The sequence below is a fragment of the Streptomyces sp. NPDC040589 genome (assembly GCF_055594445.1).
The window spans coordinates 210,395-227,115 of the sequence record NZ_JBVIWP010000005.1 but is presented as its reverse complement, the minus strand read 5'-3'; the positions used below and the strand labels follow the sequence as shown (position 1 = coordinate 227,115).

Below are 16,721 nucleotides of genomic sequence, written 5' to 3'. Positions count from 1 at the left end.
TCGGGCTGGTGTGTCCCCATGGGTTCAGGGGCTCCGGCTCTCGCGCGAAGCCTACTGCGCCTTGGGAGCGCGCCGGTTGGGCGTACGGACCTTCGCCCCGGCCCGTGAGCGGCCGGGGCGTCACACGATGTTCAGGAGGGGGTGTCCCTGGCGTCAGTCGATGAGCCCGCCGAACAACCCGCCGTGCGCCATGCCCAGGAAGAACCCGACAGCCGAGGCTCCCAGGCCCAGAATCAGGCCGAAGCGCTCACGGGTCGTCTCCGAGATCCACTGGCCGTACGCACCGGTGAGAATGCCCACCAGGCCGGTCCAGGAGCTGAGCAGGTGCAGGTCATCGTCGACGAGTGCCACGACGAACGACGTGATGCCCAGCACCAGGGTCACCGCGAGCAGGGTGTCCTGGAGGGGATGGGGCTTGCCGTCCGTGGCGAAGAGGCCGCCGGCGGTGTTGGGTCGCAATGCCTGTGCCATAGGGCACCTCCTGCGAAAGTCGGCGCATCGTAGCGCCATACACACCCGATGTGTACAGATTGGCTGCCCTCGCGGCCGGATTTCAACCGCAAGCCGCTGTGCGGGTACTCTGTACCGTCCGCACCGGTGTCTGCCCACATCACGGCATGGGGTTCTCGACAGAACCCTCGACTGTCAGTGGTGACCGATACCGTCGGATACGCATCACAACCCTCCTGCCACGGATCGACCGTGGCCGCTGAGTCCAAAGGAGGTGGGTTCCACATGCGTCACTACGAGGTGATGGTCATCCTCGACCCCGAGGTCGAGGAGCGCGCTGTCTCTCCGTTGATCGAGAACTTCCTCTCTGTCGTCCGTGACGGCGGCGGAAAGGTCGAGAAGGTCGACACCTGGGGCCGTCGTCGTCTCGCGTACGAGATCAAGAAGAAGCCCGAGGGCATCTACTCGGTCATCGACCTGCAGGCCGAGCCTGCGGTCGTCAAGGAGCTCGACCGCCAGATGAACCTGAACGAGTCGGTCCTCCGGACCAAGGTCCTCCGCCCCGAGACCCACTGAGCTCTTCCGCTCAGCTGATCCCGGGATTCGAGTAGCAGCACAAGCAGCCAGCAGCAAACCCGCCGAGAGGTTCCCCATGGCAGGCGAGACCGTCATCACGGTGGTCGGCAATCTTGTCGACGACCCCGAGCTGCGCTTCACCCCCTCCGGTGCGGCCGTCGCGAAGTTCCGTGTCGCGTCCACCCCCCGCACCTTCGACCGTCAGACGAACGAGTGGAAGGACGGCGAGAGCCTCTTCCTGACCTGCTCGGTCTGGCGTCAGGCGGCTGAGAACGTCGCCGAGTCGCTCCAGCGAGGCATGCGCGTCATCGTGCAGGGCCGTCTGAAGCAGCGGTCCTACGAGGACCGCGAGGGCGTCAAGCGCACGGTCTACGAGCTGGACGTCGAGGAAGTCGGCGCCAGCCTGCGCAACGCCACGGCCAAGGTCACCAAGACCACCGGCCGCGGTGGCCAGGGCGGTTACGGCGGCGGCAGCGGTGGCGGTGGCGGCCAGGGTGGCGGCGGCTGGGGCGGCGGCCCCGGTGGCGGCCAGCAGGGCGGCGGCGCTCCCGCCGACGACCCGTGGGCGACCGGCGCTCCCGCCGGTGGCAACCAGGGCGGTGGCGGCGGCTGGGGTGGAAACTCCGGCGGCGGCCAACAGGGCGGCGGCTACTCGGACGAGCCCCCCTTCTAGGGCGGGTTCGCACCCAAACTTCTTGATCACACAGGAGAATCACCATGGCGAAGCCGCCTGTGCGCAAGCCGAAGAAGAAGGTCTGCGCATTCTGCAAGGACAAGGTCACGTACGTGGACTACAAGGACACGAACATGCTGCGGAAGTTCATTTCCGACCGCGGCAAGATCCGTGCCCGCCGCGTGACCGGCAACTGCACGCAGCACCAGCGTGACGTCGCCACGGCCGTGAAGAACAGCCGTGAGATGGCGCTGCTGCCCTACACCTCCACCGCGCGATAAGGGAAGGGTGACCGACACATGAAGATCATCCTCACCCACGAGGTCTCCGGCCTCGGTGCCGCGGGCGACGTCGTCGACGTCAAGGACGGTTACGCTCGCAACTACCTGATCCCGCGGAAGTTCGCTATCCGCTGGACCAAGGGCGGCGAGAAGGACGTCGAGCAGATCCGTCGTGCTCGCAAGATCCACGAGATCCAGACCATCGAGCAGGCCAACCAGGTGAAGGCCCAGCTCGAGGGCGTCAAGGTCCGCCTGGCCGTCCGTGCCGGCGACGCCGGTCGCCTCTTCGGTTCCGTCACCCCGGCCGACATCGCCTCGGCGATCAAGGCTGCCGGTGGCCCCGAGGTCGACAAGCGCCGCATCGAGGTCGGTTCGCCGATCAAGTCGCTGGGCGCTCACCAGACGTCCGTGCGTCTGCACCCCGAGGTTGACGCCAAGGTCAGCATCGAGGTCGTCGCGGCCTGAGTGCCGCGCTCGCTGATGCAGTGAGCGATGGGGCCGCACCCTTCGGGGTGCGGCCCCATCGTCGTATCCGGACGCGTCTCGTCGTATCCAGATGCGCGGTATCTGGTTTCACGTGAAACACCGTGTTTCACGTGAAACAGTCCGACGGCCGAGCCCGGTCGTCAGCGGGTCGCGCCCGTCACCATCCAGCGGCCTGAGCGGCTCCGGAGCCACAGGGTCAGCATCCGCATGGTCATCATCAGCGTCATGGTGGCCCAGAGGGCGGTGAGGCCGCCGCCCAGTACCGGTACCAGCAGGGCGACCGGGGTGAAGACCGCCAGGGTGAGCACCATCGCCCAGGCGAGGTAGGGACCGTCGCCGGCACCCATCAGGACTCCGTCCAGGACGAAGACGATGCCGGAGATCGGCTGCGAGAGGGCGACGATGACCAGGGCGGGCAGGGCCACGTCCTTGACAGCCGAGTCACTGGTGAACAGGGGCAGGAACGCCGGTCGGGTGAGGACGACCAGGACACCGAGGACGACCCCGACCGCGACACCCCACTCCACCATGCGACGACATACGGCGCGGGCGCCCTGTGTGTCACCGGCTCCGAGGTAGCGCCCGATGATGGCCTGCCCTGCGATGGCGATGGCGTCGAGGGCGAAGGCGAGCAGACTCCACAGGGACAGGATGATCTGGTGGGCGGCGATGTCGGCATCCCCGAGGCGGGCGGCCACGGCCGTCGCGATCATCAGGATGGCCCGTAGGGAGAGGGTGCGGACCAGCAGGGGTACACCGGCCTGCGCGGATGCCCTGATCCCGGCGGCGTCCGGGCGCAGGGAGGCGCCATGCTTCCGCGCTCCACGCAGAACCACCGCGAGGTAGACCGCGGCCATGCCGCACTGGGCGATGACGGTGCCCCAGGCGGAGCCGGCGATCCCCAGCCCTGCCCCGTAGACGAGCCCCGCGTTGAGGGCGCCGTTGGCCACGAAGCCGATGATGGCGACGTAGAGCGGGGTCTTGGTGTCCTGCAGGCCCCGCAGGAGACCGGTCGCGGCGAGGACGACGAGCATGGCCGGTATGCCGAGCACGGAGATGCGTAGATACGTGATCGCATAGGGGGCTGCCGCGTCCGAGGTGCCGAAGAGGTCCACGAGGTGGGGTGCCGTGGGCAGCGCGACGGCCACGACACCGGCGCCGAGGATCAGGGCCAGCCAAATTCCGTCCATGCCCTGGCGGATGGCGGCCGGGAGATCACCCGCGCCGACGCGGCGGGCGACCGCCGCTGTCGTGGCGTAGGCGAGGAAGACGAAGATGCTGACGGAGGTCATCAGCAGGGCCGAGGCGACGCCGAGACCGGCGAGTTGGGCCGTGCCCAGATGGCCGACGATGGCGGTGTCGGTCATGAGGAAGAGGGGCTCGGCGACGAGCGCGCCGAAGGCCGGCACGGCGAGTGCGACGATCTCTCGGTCGTGCTGTCTCCGGCCGGGTCGAGGGCGCGCGGGGGCCTGTGTCATGTGCACCAATCTAATCGTCCACAGGTAAGAGATGCAAAGCTTTTGTGACCCTTACCATTCGCCCAGAGGTGCGCACTGCTGTGCACCATTCGAAGTGATCTTGGGCCGGTTGGGGAAGTTTTTCTTCTGCACAGCCCGTGGACGACAAAGTTGCAGTTCAGAGGGGTTTCTCTGGGATGGGTCGATGCTTGTTCACAGGCCTGTCCACCGGGTCGTGCACAGGTTTCGCCGAGTTCTCCACAGCATCTGGGCCGTCGTCCACATGGCCTGTGGATAACCAGATTGGCTGACGGTGCCGACGGGCCTACGGTAGTCCGGCGCCCGCTCCGTCCATCGGTTTCGCAAACGTCACAAAACCGACGTCCAGTAACCGGAGTTGGGCCTCTCATTTGTCAGTGCCGTGCCGTAGAAAAGAGAGGCACGGCTAGGTCTGCTGCGGCGGACGGGAGGAGGTGGCTCGGTGAGCATTTCCGAGCCCTTGGACGACCCGTGGGCCGACAGCGGGCCCAGTGATCGTCTGCCCTCCTCCCGCCGACGTGGTGACGGCGCCCGGGGCCGTGACGAGCAGCACGAGCGTGGCAGGGACAGCGGCGAGTGGGACGGCGGCGGAAGCACGGCGTTCGAACGGGTACCGCCGCAGGACATCGAGGCCGAGCAGTCCGTCCTCGGCGGCATGCTGCTGTCCAAGGACGCCATCGCCGACGTCGTCGAGATCCTCAAGGGCCACGACTTCTACAAGCCGGCCCACGAGACGATCTATCAGGCCGTCCTCGACGTCTATGCCAAGGGCGAGCCGGCCGACCCCATCACCATCGCCGCCGAGCTCACCAAGCGCGGTGAGATCAACAAGGTCGGCGGGGCCTCGTATCTGCACACCCTCGTCCAGACGGTGCCCACGGCGGCGAACGCCGCCTACTACGCGGAGATCGTCCACGAGCGTGCCGTCCTGCGGCGCCTGGTCGAGGCTGGTACGCGCATCACCCAGATGGGATACGCGGCCGACGACGACGTCGACGAGATCGTCAACCGCGCCCAGGCAGAGGTCTACGCGGTCACCGAGCAGCGCACCAGCGAGGACTACCTGCCGCTCGGCGACATCATGGAGGGCGCGCTCGACGAGATCGAGGCGATCGGCTCGCGCAGCGGTGAGATGACCGGTGTGCCCACGGGGTTCACGGACTTCGACTCGCTCACCAACGGCCTGCACCCGGGCCAGATGATCGTCATCGCCGCACGTCCCGCCATGGGTAAGTCCACGCTCGCGCTGGACTTCGCGCGAGCCTGCTCGATCAAGAACAACCTGCCGAGCGTGATCTTCTCGCTCGAAATGGGGCGCAACGAGATCGCGATGCGTCTGCTGTCCGCCGAAGCCCGGGTCGCCCTGCACCACATGCGGTCCGGCACGATGACGGACGAGGACTGGACGCGTCTGGCCCGCCGGATGCCGGACGTCTCTGCGGCGCCGCTCTACATCGACGACTCCCCGAACCTGTCGATGATGGAGATCCGCGCCAAGTGCCGCCGCCTCAAGCAGCGCAACGACCTCAGACTAGTCGTCATCGACTACCTCCAGCTGATGCAGTCCGGTGGGTCCAAGCGGGCCGAGAGCCGTCAGCAGGAGGTCTCGGACATGTCCCGTAACCTCAAGCTGCTGGCCAAGGAGCTGGAGCTCCCGGTCATCGCGCTCTCCCAGCTGAACCGTGGTCCCGAGCAACGCACGGACAAGAAGCCCATGGTCTCCGACCTGCGTGAGTCCGGCTCCATCGAGCAGGACGCCGACATGGTCATCCTGCTGCACCGCGAGGACGCCTACGAGAAGGAGTCGCCGCGCGCGGGCGAGGCCGACCTGATCGTGGCCAAGCACCGAAACGGCCCGACGGCGACGATCACGGTCGCCTTCCAGGGCCACTACTCACGGTTCGTCGACATGGCGCAGACCTGATCCGGCGCCGACGGCGAAATGAGGTCGACTCGCAAGGCCCGGCCAGGTGGACTTGGGCCATGACGTCACCTCAGGAAGAGCTGCTTCCCGCAACCAGTCGTGCGCTGCTCCACCGGATCGCCGTGGCGCAGGCACAGGGGCGGGCACCGTCGCTGGTCGCAGCCGTCGTCCGGGAGGGGCGGGCGGTGTGGCACGGCGCCCGGACCTCGGTGGACGGGCACGCGCCCGACGAGCGCGTCCAGTACCGCATCGGCTCGATCACCAAGACGTTCACCGCCGTTCTCGTGATGCGCCTGCGCGACGAAGGCCTGCTCGGGCTCGAGGACCCACTGGAGAAGTACGTGCCGGGCACCGGCGCGGGGGAGGCGACGATCGCCGAACTGCTCGCGCACACGGGCGGACTGGCGGCCGAGTCGCCCGGGCCGTGGTGGGAGCGCACACCGGGATCCCTGCGGCCGGAACTGTCCGACGTTCTCGGTGAGCAGCCTCTGCTGCACCCCGCCGGCCGACGGCACCACTACTCCAACCCCGGCTACACGCTGCTGGGCGCGCTGGTCGAGGAGCTGCGAGGGTCCTCCTGGGAGGAGGCACTACGACGTGAAGTTCTCGAACCACTGGGGCTCGACCGTACCGGCGTGCGACCACGGGCCCCGCACGCGGGCGGCTGGGCCGTGCACCCCTGGGCGGACGTGCTGCTGCCCGAGCCCGCCGAGGACCTGGGCCGTATGGCACCCGCAGGTCAACTCTGGTCGACTACCGGGGACCTGGCCCGGTTCGCGGCCTTCCTGGTGAGGGGCGACGAGAGGGTGCTGAGCGCCGAGTCGTTGAGGGAGATGCGGACCCCGTCCGCACCGGCGGAAGCCACCGACGTGCTGTCCGGTGACAGCTACGGCCTCGGGCTGCAGATCCAGCGCCGGCACAGCCGACTGCTCGTGGGGCACAGCGGATCCCTGCCGGGCTTCCTGGCGAGCATGAGCATCAGCATCGAGGACGACGTGGCGGCGGTCGTTCTCGCCAACTGCACCTCGGGCCCCATGACGTCCGGGGTCGCTGCGGACCTCATCCGTATCGTCGCCGAGGCGGAGCCGCGCATCCCCGCCCCGTGGACACCGATGCGTGAGGTCGAGCCGTCGGCATTGGAGCTGACGGGCCAGTGGTACTGGGGGACGCATGCGTTCGCCCTGCGGCTGACGGCCGACGGGCTGGCCTCGCTGGAGCCGTTGTCCGGCAACGGGAGGCGTTCACGGTTCCGTCCGAACAGCGATGGGACCTGGACCGGCCTGGAGGGCTACTACGCCGGAGAACCACTGAAGGCCGTACGGCGGCCAGACGGATCCTTGAGCCATCTGGACCTCGGCTCGTTCGTGTTCACGCGTCAGCCGTACGAGGAGGGGGCTCCTGTGCCGGGTGGGGTCGACCCGGAGGGGTGGCGCGGGATCGGGTAGTCCGTGACGACAAGGGGCGCTGTGTTTCACGTGAAACACAGCGCCCCTCGCACGCCGGTCACAGCGGGAGCTTGAAGCCCGTGTGGGAGGCCGTGAAGCCGAGCCGCTCGTAGAAGCGGTGGGCGTCGGTGCGCGATATGTCGGACGTCAGCTGGACCAACTGGCAGCCCGAGTCCCGGGATTCGCCGATCGCCCACTCGATGAGCTGTGTTCCCAGGCCGCTGCCGCGCTCATCGGCGTGGATGCGTACGCCTTCGATGATCGACCTGGTCGCACCGCGTCGGGACAGTCCGGGAATGATCGTGAGCTGGAGCGTGCCGACGACCCGGCCCTCCCGGACCGCCACGACCAGACGCTGGTTCGGGTCGGCGCTGAGCCGCTCCAGCGCGGTCAGGTACGGGGCGAGGTCGTCCGGCGACTCGCGCTGTGCGCCCAGGGGGTCGTCCGCGAGCATTGCGACGATCGCCGGGACGTCGCCGGTGACGGCGGCACGTATCTCAAGATCTCCCATGGACGCACCCTACGCAGAGATGGACGCACCCTACGCAGAGAAGGCCGGCGCAGAAGCGGCCTATGCGGGCACCGGGGCCTTCAGCGTCTCGACCACGCGAACCAGCGGGGCCAGCTCGGGGTTCTTAGCCGCCTCGTCCAGAGCCTCACGCAGGGCGGCGTCATTGGTCGGCCGCGCCGCTTCCAGCAACTCGAGGCCCGCATCGGTGACGTTCGTGTAGATGCCCCGGCGGTCGGTGGGGCACAGATAGCGCTCCAGGAGTCCGCGGTCCTCAAGGCGGGTGACCAGGCGGGTGGTGGCGCTCTGGCTGAGCACGACCGCGTCGGCGACCTGCTTCATCTGCAGATGGCCTCCGTCCCCGTCGTGCTGCCGGCTGAGCACGTCCAGCAGGGAGTACTCGCGCACGCTCAGGTCGTGCTTGGCCTGCAGGGCGCGCTCGATGTGGCCCTCGATCCTCCCGTGCAGCAGGGAAAGGGCGCACCAGCCCTGGGCGAGCGCGGTGAGCGCGGGGTCCGTCGCTGTCATTGGCGTTTCCTCCGTCCCGGGGCGGCTGACACCCAGGATAGAGCAGCATCGCAATTGACGGCGCTTGCCTATAGCCCGCGTGTGCAACTATTGTGGACGCACGTAAAGCGCTCCTGCAATCTTCTGGGAAGGTAACCCCTCCATGCCTCTCGCGCTTCTGGCCCTCGCGATCGGGGCCTTCGGGATCGGAACGACAGAGTTCGTGATCATGGGCTTGCTGCCGCAGGTCGCGGGCGACTACGGGGTCTCCATCCCCACCGCCGGGTACCTGGTGACCGGCTACGCGCTCGGTGTCATGTTCGGCGCCCCGCTGATGACCGTTCTCGGCACCAAGGTCTCCCGCAAGCGGATGCTGATGGTGCTGATGGGCCTGTTCATCGTCGGCAACCTGCTCTCGGCTCTCGCCCCTGCCTTCGCCGTCATGCTGATCGGCCGGATCGTCGCCTCGCTGGCCCATGGCGCCTTCTTCGGTATCGGCGCTGTCGTCGCGGCCGAACTGGTCGCCCCGGACAAGAAGGCCGGAGCCATTTCGATGATGTTCACCGGGCTGACCGTCGCCAACGTCGTCGGCGTCCCGCTGGGCACGCTCGTCGGACAGTCCGTCGGCTGGCGCGTGACCTTCGCCGTCGTCGCCGCCCTCGGTGTCATCGGCCTGGCCGGCATCGCCCGGCTCGTCCCCGACATGCCCAAGCCGGAGGGCGTGCACCTGAAGCACGAGCTGGCCGCCTTCAAGAACGTGCAGGTGCTGCTCGCGATGGCGATGACCGTCCTCGGCTTCGGCGGTGTCTTCGCGGCCATCACCTACATCGCGCCGATGATGACCCACGTCACCGGCTTCGCCGACGGCTCCGTCACCTGGCTGCTGGTCCTCTTCGGCCTCGGCATGGTCGGCGGCAACCTCGTCGGCGGCAAGTTCGCCGACCGCGCCCTGATGCCCATGCTGTACATCTCCCTGGGCGCCCTGGCCGTCGTCCTGGCCCTGTTCACCCTCACCGCGCACGACAAGCTGCTGTCGGCCGTCACGATCGCGCTGATCGGCGCCCTGGGCTTCGCGACCGTCCCGCCGCTCCAGAAGCGGGTCCTGGACCAGGCGCACGGCGCGCCGACCCTGGCGTCCGCCGTGAACATCGGTGCCTTCAACCTCGGCAACGCCCTCTCAGCGTGGCTCGGCGGCCTCGTGATCGCGGCGGGCCTCGGCTACACCGCCCCCAACTGGGTCGGCGCCGCCCTGGCCGCGGGCGCCCTCCTCCTGGCCTTCCTCTCGGCCGCTCTGGAGCGCCGCGCCGGTGCCCCCAGCACCGTCGTCACGGGAGCCGCGCCGGCCGAGCAGCGGGCCGCCGTCCACCACTGAGCGACCGGGCCGTCCTCGGCCCGGAGCCGGACCAGAACCAACCAGCAAGTCCCAAGGAGAACCCCCTCATGAGCACCACCACAGCCGTCGCCCCGCTGACCACCCAGGACGCCGACACCTTCGTCGCCGCCGCCCGCCGTGCCGCCGAGGCCGCAGGCGTGACCGTCAGCGTCACCGTCCTGGACGCAGGCGGCCATCTCCTCGCCTTCCGGCGCGACGACCGTGCCGTGCTGATCTCCGGCGAGACCAGCACCCGCAAGGCCTACACGGCTCTCCAGCTGAACGCGCCCACCGCCGACCTCGTCGACGCCGTGCAGCCCGGAGGCCCCTTCCACACGCTGCCGACCGCGCTCGACCGGCCGCTGCTGTTCATCGCGGGCGGCGTGCCGGTGCACCGAGACGGTCGCCTGATCGGCGCGATCGGCGTCGGCGGTGGCGCCCCGGAGCAGGACCACGCCCTCGCCACGACCGCCGTGGAGACCCTCGCCTGACCCGGCCCCCGCAACGCGACGACGCCGGCTCCCCCCATCCCCCGGGGAGCCGGCGTCGTCGTGTCCGGGGGCCTTCAGCCCTTCAGCCCGCGTATCCGGGGCTCCTCAGCCCGCCGCGACCGTGACCGGCGCGAACCGGCGGGTCCAGTCTCCGGGCAGCTCGGTGATCCCGTACGACATCACCGAGTTGAAGGCGACGGACGCCAGGCCGCGCTCCTTCACCCACGCGAGGAGCTCTTCGTGCCGCACGTCGATATCGGTGCGCAGAGGACGGTCGGTGTGGGCCGCGAGGGAGGCGATGAGCGCCTGCGCGACCGCCGTGTCGCGAGCGATGAGCGGGCCGACGACGTGGGTGTCCATGTTGGGCCAGGCGGCCGTGTACCCGATGATCCGCCCGTCCTCCTCGGCCACGCGCAACTGGTCGGCGAAGGCGGGAAGTCGCGTGACGATGTGCGTGCGGTCGGTCCCGAGCACCTGCTCGTCGAGCCGGAGGATGGCGGCGAGGTCCTCGGCGGTCGCGGCACGGGTGGCGACCTCGGGATCCGGCCCGCCGGGGGTGAAGTGCCCGGACACCATCTCCACCCGCCCGGTGACCTTGAAGCCGAGTTCCTCGTAGAGGGGGCGGCCGTTCGGGGTCGCGTGCAGGGTGAGGGGGGTGGGGCCCATCGCTGAGACGACATGGCGCATCAGCCGGCGTCCCACGCCCTGTCGCGCATGCCGTTCGGCGACCAGGACCATGCCGATCGCCGCCAGGGCGGGGTGCTCGTGCGGTCCGTACTCGGTGACGACGCAGGCGCTGACGAGGCCGCCGTCGGGGTCATCGATGCCGTAGCCCTTCCCGGCTGTGAGGAGGAAGCCCCACTTGTGCTCCTCCCGTGGCCACCCCCGGTCCTGAGACAAGTCGGCGCAGGCGGCGAGATCGCGGAGCGTCAGACGGCGGATGGGCAGGGAGGCAAGGGAAGGAGTCGGCACGCAGGTCAGGCTGTCCGACGGGGGCCCCTGACGTCCACCTCTTTCCCCGGACCCGTACGAGCTTTTGGCCAGTTGTAGCCGTCTGCACAGAGAGCGGTCAGACGCCGGACGTTTCACGTGAAACACGGGCGTGATGTCCAGTAGTTGGCGGTGCTGATGATTCGCGCGGTGCCCTCATTCGTGACGAGGGAAGGGGGGACTTGTGTGCACGGCGGTGGCCGGTAGGGTCGACTCCGGTTCGCATTCGGGGCGGGTGACCCGTTCCGTGTGGGCCGAGCGCAGGGCAATGCAGCCTAATGGGACGGAGAGATCGAAGACCCGCGTTTTCGGGTACACGACTGAGCCGTCCAGACGAGTGGGAAGCTCGGGTGAGGGCACTGCGGGCAATGTCACACTCTTGCCTACTTGTCCGTACGGAGCCGAAATACGGGTTAAATGTGGCCGCATTGGCCACGACATGGATGGGAACGCAGACCGTCCACGGGGGAAAGCAGGCACCTTCCGACAGGGAAGTGCGCAGACCGACCGAAAGATGCTCGAGGCGAGGCACACCATGGACGCTCCGACCACCACGTCGGCCGACAACGGCACTTCCGGCGGCGGAGGCGGCTGGTTCACGCCCCGCAAGAAGCCGACGACGACGCCGGACAGCGAAGCCGGTACGCCAGAGGCGCGTCGCCCGGCCGCGATACGCCCCGTGGGCAGGCCAACGGCCGGTCCGGAGACTCCTGCCGACGGCACGGCGGTGCCGCCCGCTTCGACGACCGGCGGTGCGAGCACCGGTGGGCCGGAGCAGCGGCGTGAGCCCCCGGAAGCGATATCCGCGCCCGCCCCCCTGGCGGCCCAGCACGCCTCGTCTCCCGCGGCCGCAGGCGTCGCCGCGGCCTCGTCAGCAGGCCCCGCGCCCACGACGCTCACACCGGCGCCCTTCGCCTCCACCACTCCCCCCGCAACCGGCCCCGACGAGCTGCGGGTCCCCGCCCAGCGGCCCGCCCCCGCGTCGGCCCCGGGCCAAGCCGCCTCCGCCCCGGCCAGGGAAGCGTCCCCGGACGCCATCCTCATCCGCCGCGCCATGGCCGAGGTCGCGCCCGTGGCCGAGAAGGTCACGTCGTACTTCTACGCCCTGCTCTTCGTCCGCTATCCGGACCTGCGGCCGCTGTTCCCGGCCGCGATGGACACCCAGCGGGACCGGCTGCTCAAGGCGCTGCTCACGGCCGCCGAGCACATCGACAACACCGACGTCCTCGTCGACTACCTGCAGAACCTCGGCCGGGGCCACCGGAAGTACGGAACGCGTGCCGAGCACTACCCGGCCGTCGGGGAATGCCTCATCGGCGCGCTGAGCAAGTACGCCGCCGAGGTCTGGAACGAGGAGATGGAAGCGGCCTGGATCCGGGCGTACACCACCATCTCGCAGGTCATGATCGACGCGGCGGCCACGGACGAACTGCGTGCCCCGGCGTGGTGGTACGCCGAGGTCGTCACGCACGACCTCAGAACTCCGGACGTCGCGGTCATCACCGTCCGCCCGGACCAGCCGTACCCCTTCCTCGCCGGGCAGTACACGAGTGTGGAGACGCCCTGGTGGCCCCGGATCTGGCGGCACTACTCCTTCGCTTCGGCGCCCCGCTCCGACGGCCTGCTGTCGTTCCACGTGAAGGCCGTCCCGGCGGGCTGGGTCTCCAACGCCCTGGTGCACCGCGCCCGCCCCGGCGACATCATCCGGCTCGGCCCGCCCGCCGGCGCCATGACCGTCGACCACACCACTGACAGCGGCCTGCTCTGCGTGGGCGGCGGCACGGGCATCGCGCCCATCAAGGCACTCGTCGAAGACGTCGCCGAGCACGGGGACCGCCGGTCGGTCGAGGTCTTCTACGGGGCCCGCACCGATCACGACCTGTACGACATCCACACCATGCTCCGCCTCCAGCAGAGCCATCCCTGGCTCGCGGTCCGCGCGATCATCGACCAGCAGGCGCACCAGCAGCTGCCGGACGCGATCCGCGCCTACGGGCCCTGGGACGAGTTCGACGCGTATCTTTCGGGCCCGCCCGGGATGATCCGCAGCGGTGTGGACGCCCTGAGGGACATCGGTATCCCGTCGGACCGCATACGGCACGACTCCGTGGAGGAACTGGTCGCGGCCGGGTCCTGACCGCTGCCCGTGTCAGCCCAGGTCGGGGGAGTGCATGGCCCGTACGCCCTCGATGTTGCCGTCCAGGTAGTGCCGCAGCGCCAGCGGCACCAAGTGGACGGAGGCGATCCCGACGCGGGTGAAGGGCACGCGCACGATCTCGTACTCGCCGACAGGTTCGTCCACCTCGGGGCCGTGGCGGAGGGAGGGGTCCATGGACTCCAGGTGGCAGACGAAGAAGTGCTGCACCTTCACACCGGTCGCGCCGCCGTCCTCCCCGATGTGCTCCACGGTGTCCACGAAGCAGGGCACCACGTCGGTGATCTTGGCGCCGAGTTCCTCGTACACCTCTCGGTGCAGGGCGTCGACGACGGTCGAGTCATCGGGCTCGACCCCGCCGCCGGGAGTCAGCCAGTAGGGATCCATGCCCGGCTTGGTGCGCTTGATCAAGATCAGGTCGTCACCGTCCAGCAGAACGGCACGGGCGGTGCGCTTGACCACGGGTCGGACGGTCATGTGTGAAATGTGGCCCGGCTGGTTCCACGTGAAACATCGCGAACCGTCACCGGCCGAGCCCTCAGAGTGAGGCACTGTTCCAGGCCCCTCAGCACCAGTCGGTCGAGGCGCGCTGCAACCACTCGTGGGCCCGCGCTATATGGGGCATCGCGAGCGTCCCGGTGCGGACCACCAGGAAGTAGGTCCGCAGCGGCGGCACCGCCGGCTCGTGCAGGGCGACGACGTCACCCCGCTCCAGCGCGGCCGCGCACAGATAACGCGGAAGCACCGCCAGGCCCGCCCCCGCGACCGCACACGCCAGGACCGCGCGCAGGTCGGGAACGATGACCGTGCCCGGGGCTGCGGGGCGCGAGTCGAAGACGGAGGCCCAGTAGCGGGAGACGAAGGGCAGGGACTCGTGCACCTCCACCACGGGGACCTGCTCCAAAGACGGTTCCGGCTTGCGGTCCGGCTGCCCGGCGCCGATCTGTTCGGCCCAGCGCGGGGCGGCGACCAGGACGTGCTCCTCGTCGCAGAGCGCAGTCGCCGTGAGCAGGGCGCCCCTCGGCTGGGCCGTGCTGATGGCCAGATCGTGATGCCCGGCGGACAGTCCTTCCAGCGTTTCCTCGGCATTCCCGAAGGAGGCGCGCAGGGCGAAGCCCTGACCGTCCTCGCCGATCAGTTCCGTGAGCGCGGGCAGGGCTCGTTCGGCGGTGAACTCCGGAGGTCCGGCCAGGTGCAGCGTCCGTAAGGAGGAGTCGTCGTCGAGGCCGGTCTCCGTTATCTCCACCAGGGCGTCGAGATGCGGTGCGGCCTTGTGGGCGAGTTCGTCGCCGATGCTCGTCGGGGTCACGCCGCGGGCCTGCCGCAGGAACAGGGGGCGGCCCAGCTGCCGCTCCAGCGTCCGTATCTGCGAGGTGACGGCTGGCTGGGAGAGGCCGAGCAGGGCGGCGGCGCGGGTGAAGGAGCCGGCCCGGTGCACGGTCACGAAGGTCCGCAGCAAGGCCAGATCCACCGCACGCTCTCCCCTCTTCGGCCCTGCTCCTGGCCCTCCGGCCGCGCTCAACTATAAATAAGTCGATAGGTCTCTGTCGCTACTGTGATTGGACACTGACAGAGAGTCAACTAGCCTTGGTCGCGCGGTTCTTGCGCGCGGAACCGGAGGACGGTCCGAGCCACGAGGGGGGAGGCTCGGACCGTCCGTGGGGGATGGTCAGGCGGTCGACGTGTCCAGTGCGCGCAGCACGTCCGCCACCAGGTCCTGCGGATCCTCGGCGCCGACCGACAGGCGGATGAAGCCCTCCGGGACCGCGTCGCCGCCCCAGCGGCCGCGTCGTTCGGCCGTGGACCGTACTCCCCCGAAGCTCGTCGCGTCGTCCACGAGCCGCAGCGCGTCGAGGAAACGCTCGGCCCGCTCGCGCGTGGGCAGGGTGAACGACACCACGCACCCATAGCGCCGCATCTGCTGAGCCGCGATCTTGTGCGCGGGGTCGTCGGGGAGCCCGGGATAGCGCAGTCCGGTCACCTCAGGACGCTCGCGCAGCGCTTCGGCGACCGCCAGGGCTGTCGTGCTCTGCCGGTCGACCCGCAGCTGCAGCGTCGCGATCGAACGGTGCGCGAGCCAGGCCTCCATGGGCCCGGGGATCGCTCCGACGATCTTGCGCCAGCGGCGTACCGCGGCCATGGCCTCGGCGTCCCTGCCGACGACATAGCCCAGGAGGATGTCGCCGTGCCCCGTGAGCTGCTTGGTGCCGCTGGCCACCGCGAAGTCGGCGCCGAGCTCCAGCGGTCGTTGGCCGAGCGGTGTCGCGAGGGTGTTGTCGACGGCCACCAGGGCACCACGCGCGTGTGCCGCCTCGGCGAGCCGCCTGATGTCGCACACGTCGAGCCCGGGGTTCGACGGTGTCTCGATCCACAGCAGCTTCGCGCCGTCCAGGACGTCGAGCTGGGCGTCCCCGCGGGTCGGCGCGGTGCGCACCTCGATGCCGTACGTCTCCAGATGGGCGCGCACCAGGGGCAGTGCCTGATAGCCGTCGTCGGGCAGGACGCACACATCGCCGGCGCGCAGCTGGGAGAAGAGCACCGCCGAGGTCGCGGCCATGCCCGACGCGAAGACGAGCGTCTCGGCATCGTCCCGGCCGGGCGCCTCCAGCTCGCCGACGGCGCGCTCCAGAAGTGTCCAGGTCGGGTTCTCGTCACGGCCGTAGGTGTACGGGCCGGTCGGGTCGCCCGGCAGATGGAAGTGGGCGGCGAACACCGGTCCGGGCAGCGTGGGCTCGTATTTGACCGCCTCGGGCAGCCCGGCCCGCACCGCCCGCGTGCCGTCACCGGCGTCGGCGGCGACCGGGGCCGCGTCGCTCGACGCCCGGGCCGTCCCGCCCGACGATCCGCCCTGGTCACCCGTCGCGGATTCACTCATGCCACTCGTCCCTCCACGTCCGCACGCACTGCGGCAAGCAGCCCGGTGCTCGCCGCCTCCACCATCTCAAGGCACTCCTCGAAACCGTCCGCGCCCCCGTAGTAGGGGTCGGGTACGTCGAGGTCGTCGCCGGCGGAGGGGTCGTACGAGCGGAGCAGTCGCACCTTCCGCGCGTCCTCTTCCGTGGGCGCGAGGCGGCGCAGGGCGCGGAGGTGGCCGGAGTCGAGGGCGATGACCAGGTCGAGGCGGGAGAACCACGACGGCTGGAACTGCCGGGCCGTGTGGCCGGTGTCGTAGCCGTTCTCCTCCAGGACGGCCACCGTGCGCGGGTCGGCGTCGTCGCCCTCGTGCCAGCCGCCCGTGCCGGCGCTGTCGACCTCGACCAGGCCGTCGAGTCCGGCCTCCGCCACGCGGGCCCGGAAGACGACCTCGGCCATCGGGGAACGGCAGATGTTGCCCGTGCAGACGAAGCAGACTCGGTATGTCATACGC

General features: G+C 69.6%; 18 protein-coding genes. 9 read left to right on the top strand and 9 right to left on the bottom strand.

The features are described 5' to 3' along the window. Positions 1–153: 153 nt before the first annotated feature. Positions 154–471 carry a hypothetical protein gene (locus tag ACZ58V_RS23785; RefSeq protein WP_432962594.1) on the bottom strand — a complete coding sequence of 106 codons (318 nt, stop codon included), beginning with the start codon at positions 469–471 and terminating at the stop codon, positions 154–156. Between the two features lie 264 nt (positions 472–735). Between ACZ58V_RS23785 and rpsF the strand changes: the two genes are divergently transcribed. The 4 genes from rpsF (at position 736) to rplI (ending at position 2,445) form a co-directional block, all read left to right on the top strand. Beyond that, the gene (gene rpsF, locus ACZ58V_RS23780) at positions 736–1,026 is read left to right on the top strand and encodes a 30S ribosomal protein S6 (protein ID WP_030847098.1); all 291 of its coding nucleotides are present in this window, start codon (positions 736–738) and stop codon (positions 1,024–1,026) included. Positions 1,027–1,102: 76 nt separating this feature from the next. Continuing rightward, complete coding sequence (locus tag ACZ58V_RS23775; RefSeq protein ID WP_184593846.1) at positions 1,103–1,699, top strand: single-stranded DNA-binding protein; 597 nt, start codon at positions 1,103–1,105, stop codon at positions 1,697–1,699. A 44-nt stretch (positions 1,700–1,743) separates the two neighbouring features. Beyond that, entirely contained in the window at positions 1,744–1,980 is a 237-nt protein-coding gene (gene rpsR, locus ACZ58V_RS23770; protein WP_003949403.1) for a 30S ribosomal protein S18, read from the top strand. An 18-nt stretch (positions 1,981–1,998) separates the two neighbouring features. Then, the gene (rplI, locus tag ACZ58V_RS23765) at positions 1,999–2,445 is read left to right on the top strand and encodes a 50S ribosomal protein L9 (protein ID WP_184593844.1); all 447 of its coding nucleotides are present in this window, start codon (positions 1,999–2,001) and stop codon (positions 2,443–2,445) included. A gap of 161 nt (positions 2,446–2,606) precedes the next feature. Here rplI and ACZ58V_RS23760 read toward each other — a convergent pair whose 3' ends face one another. Next, the gene (locus ACZ58V_RS23760; RefSeq protein ID WP_471292073.1) at positions 2,607–3,944 is read right to left on the bottom strand and encodes an MATE family efflux transporter; all 1,338 of its coding nucleotides are present in this window, start codon (positions 3,942–3,944) and stop codon (positions 2,607–2,609) included. Between the two features lie 460 nt (positions 3,945–4,404). On the opposite strand from ACZ58V_RS23760, the gene dnaB reads away from it, so the two are divergent. Continuing rightward, complete coding sequence (dnaB, locus tag ACZ58V_RS23755) at positions 4,405–5,886, top strand: replicative DNA helicase (protein ID WP_468196989.1); 1,482 nt, start codon at positions 4,405–4,407, stop codon at positions 5,884–5,886. Between the two features lie 59 nt (positions 5,887–5,945). Beyond that, complete coding sequence (locus ACZ58V_RS23750) at positions 5,946–7,331, top strand: serine hydrolase domain-containing protein (protein WP_471292070.1); 1,386 nt, start codon at positions 5,946–5,948, stop codon at positions 7,329–7,331. Positions 7,332–7,389: 58 nt separating this feature from the next. Here the strand turns inward: ACZ58V_RS23750 and ACZ58V_RS23745 are convergent, their stop codons facing one another. Together ACZ58V_RS23745 and ACZ58V_RS23740 are read right to left on the bottom strand one after the other, a co-directional pair. Next, positions 7,390–7,842 (bottom strand): GNAT family N-acetyltransferase, encoded by a 453-nt coding sequence (locus ACZ58V_RS23745; RefSeq protein WP_471292067.1) that lies wholly within the window; start codon positions 7,840–7,842, stop codon positions 7,390–7,392. Positions 7,843–7,902: 60 nt separating this feature from the next. Then, complete coding sequence (locus ACZ58V_RS23740; protein WP_468196983.1) at positions 7,903–8,367, bottom strand: MarR family winged helix-turn-helix transcriptional regulator; 465 nt, start codon at positions 8,365–8,367, stop codon at positions 7,903–7,905. Positions 8,368–8,509: 142 nt separating this feature from the next. Between ACZ58V_RS23740 and ACZ58V_RS23735 the strand changes: the two genes are divergently transcribed. Together ACZ58V_RS23735 and ACZ58V_RS23730 are read left to right on the top strand one after the other, a co-directional pair. Then, entirely contained in the window at positions 8,510–9,718 is a 1,209-nt protein-coding gene (locus tag ACZ58V_RS23735; protein ID WP_471292065.1) for an MFS transporter, read from the top strand. Between the two features lie 68 nt (positions 9,719–9,786). Then, positions 9,787–10,209, top strand: a complete 423-nt coding sequence (locus tag ACZ58V_RS23730) for a GlcG/HbpS family heme-binding protein (RefSeq protein ID WP_471292062.1) — start codon at positions 9,787–9,789, stop codon at positions 10,207–10,209. Positions 10,210–10,314: 105 nt separating this feature from the next. On the opposite strand, the gene ACZ58V_RS23725 is transcribed toward ACZ58V_RS23730, so the two are convergent. Next, positions 10,315–11,181, bottom strand: a complete 867-nt coding sequence (locus ACZ58V_RS23725; protein ID WP_471292059.1) for a GNAT family N-acetyltransferase — start codon at positions 11,179–11,181, stop codon at positions 10,315–10,317. 553 nt (positions 11,182–11,734) lie between these two features. Here ACZ58V_RS23725 and ACZ58V_RS23720 point away from each other — a divergent pair. Continuing rightward, complete coding sequence (locus ACZ58V_RS23720; RefSeq protein WP_468196974.1) at positions 11,735–13,336, top strand: globin domain-containing protein; 1,602 nt, start codon at positions 11,735–11,737, stop codon at positions 13,334–13,336. A gap of 12 nt (positions 13,337–13,348) precedes the next feature. On the opposite strand, the gene ACZ58V_RS23715 is transcribed toward ACZ58V_RS23720, so the two are convergent. The 4 genes from ACZ58V_RS23715 to ACZ58V_RS23700 form a co-directional block, all read right to left on the bottom strand. After that, positions 13,349–13,831 carry an NUDIX domain-containing protein gene (locus ACZ58V_RS23715; protein ID WP_189727213.1) on the bottom strand — a complete coding sequence of 161 codons (483 nt, stop codon included), beginning with the start codon at positions 13,829–13,831 and terminating at the stop codon, positions 13,349–13,351. 88 nt (positions 13,832–13,919) lie between these two features. Then, a complete protein-coding gene (locus ACZ58V_RS23710; protein ID WP_184593822.1) occupies positions 13,920–14,825 on the bottom strand; it encodes a LysR family transcriptional regulator in 906 nt (301 codons plus the stop codon). A gap of 198 nt (positions 14,826–15,023) precedes the next feature. Next, positions 15,024–16,229, bottom strand: a complete 1,206-nt coding sequence (locus ACZ58V_RS23705; protein WP_471292055.1) for a cystathionine gamma-lyase — start codon at positions 16,227–16,229, stop codon at positions 15,024–15,026. Continuing rightward, on the bottom strand, positions 16,226–16,717 hold the full coding sequence (locus tag ACZ58V_RS23700; protein ID WP_471292053.1) for a low molecular weight protein-tyrosine-phosphatase: 492 nt from the start codon (positions 16,715–16,717) through the stop codon (positions 16,226–16,228). Before ACZ58V_RS23700 ends, ACZ58V_RS23705 begins: the two co-directional genes overlap by 4 nt. Between the last annotated feature and the right edge of the window lie 4 nt (positions 16,718–16,721).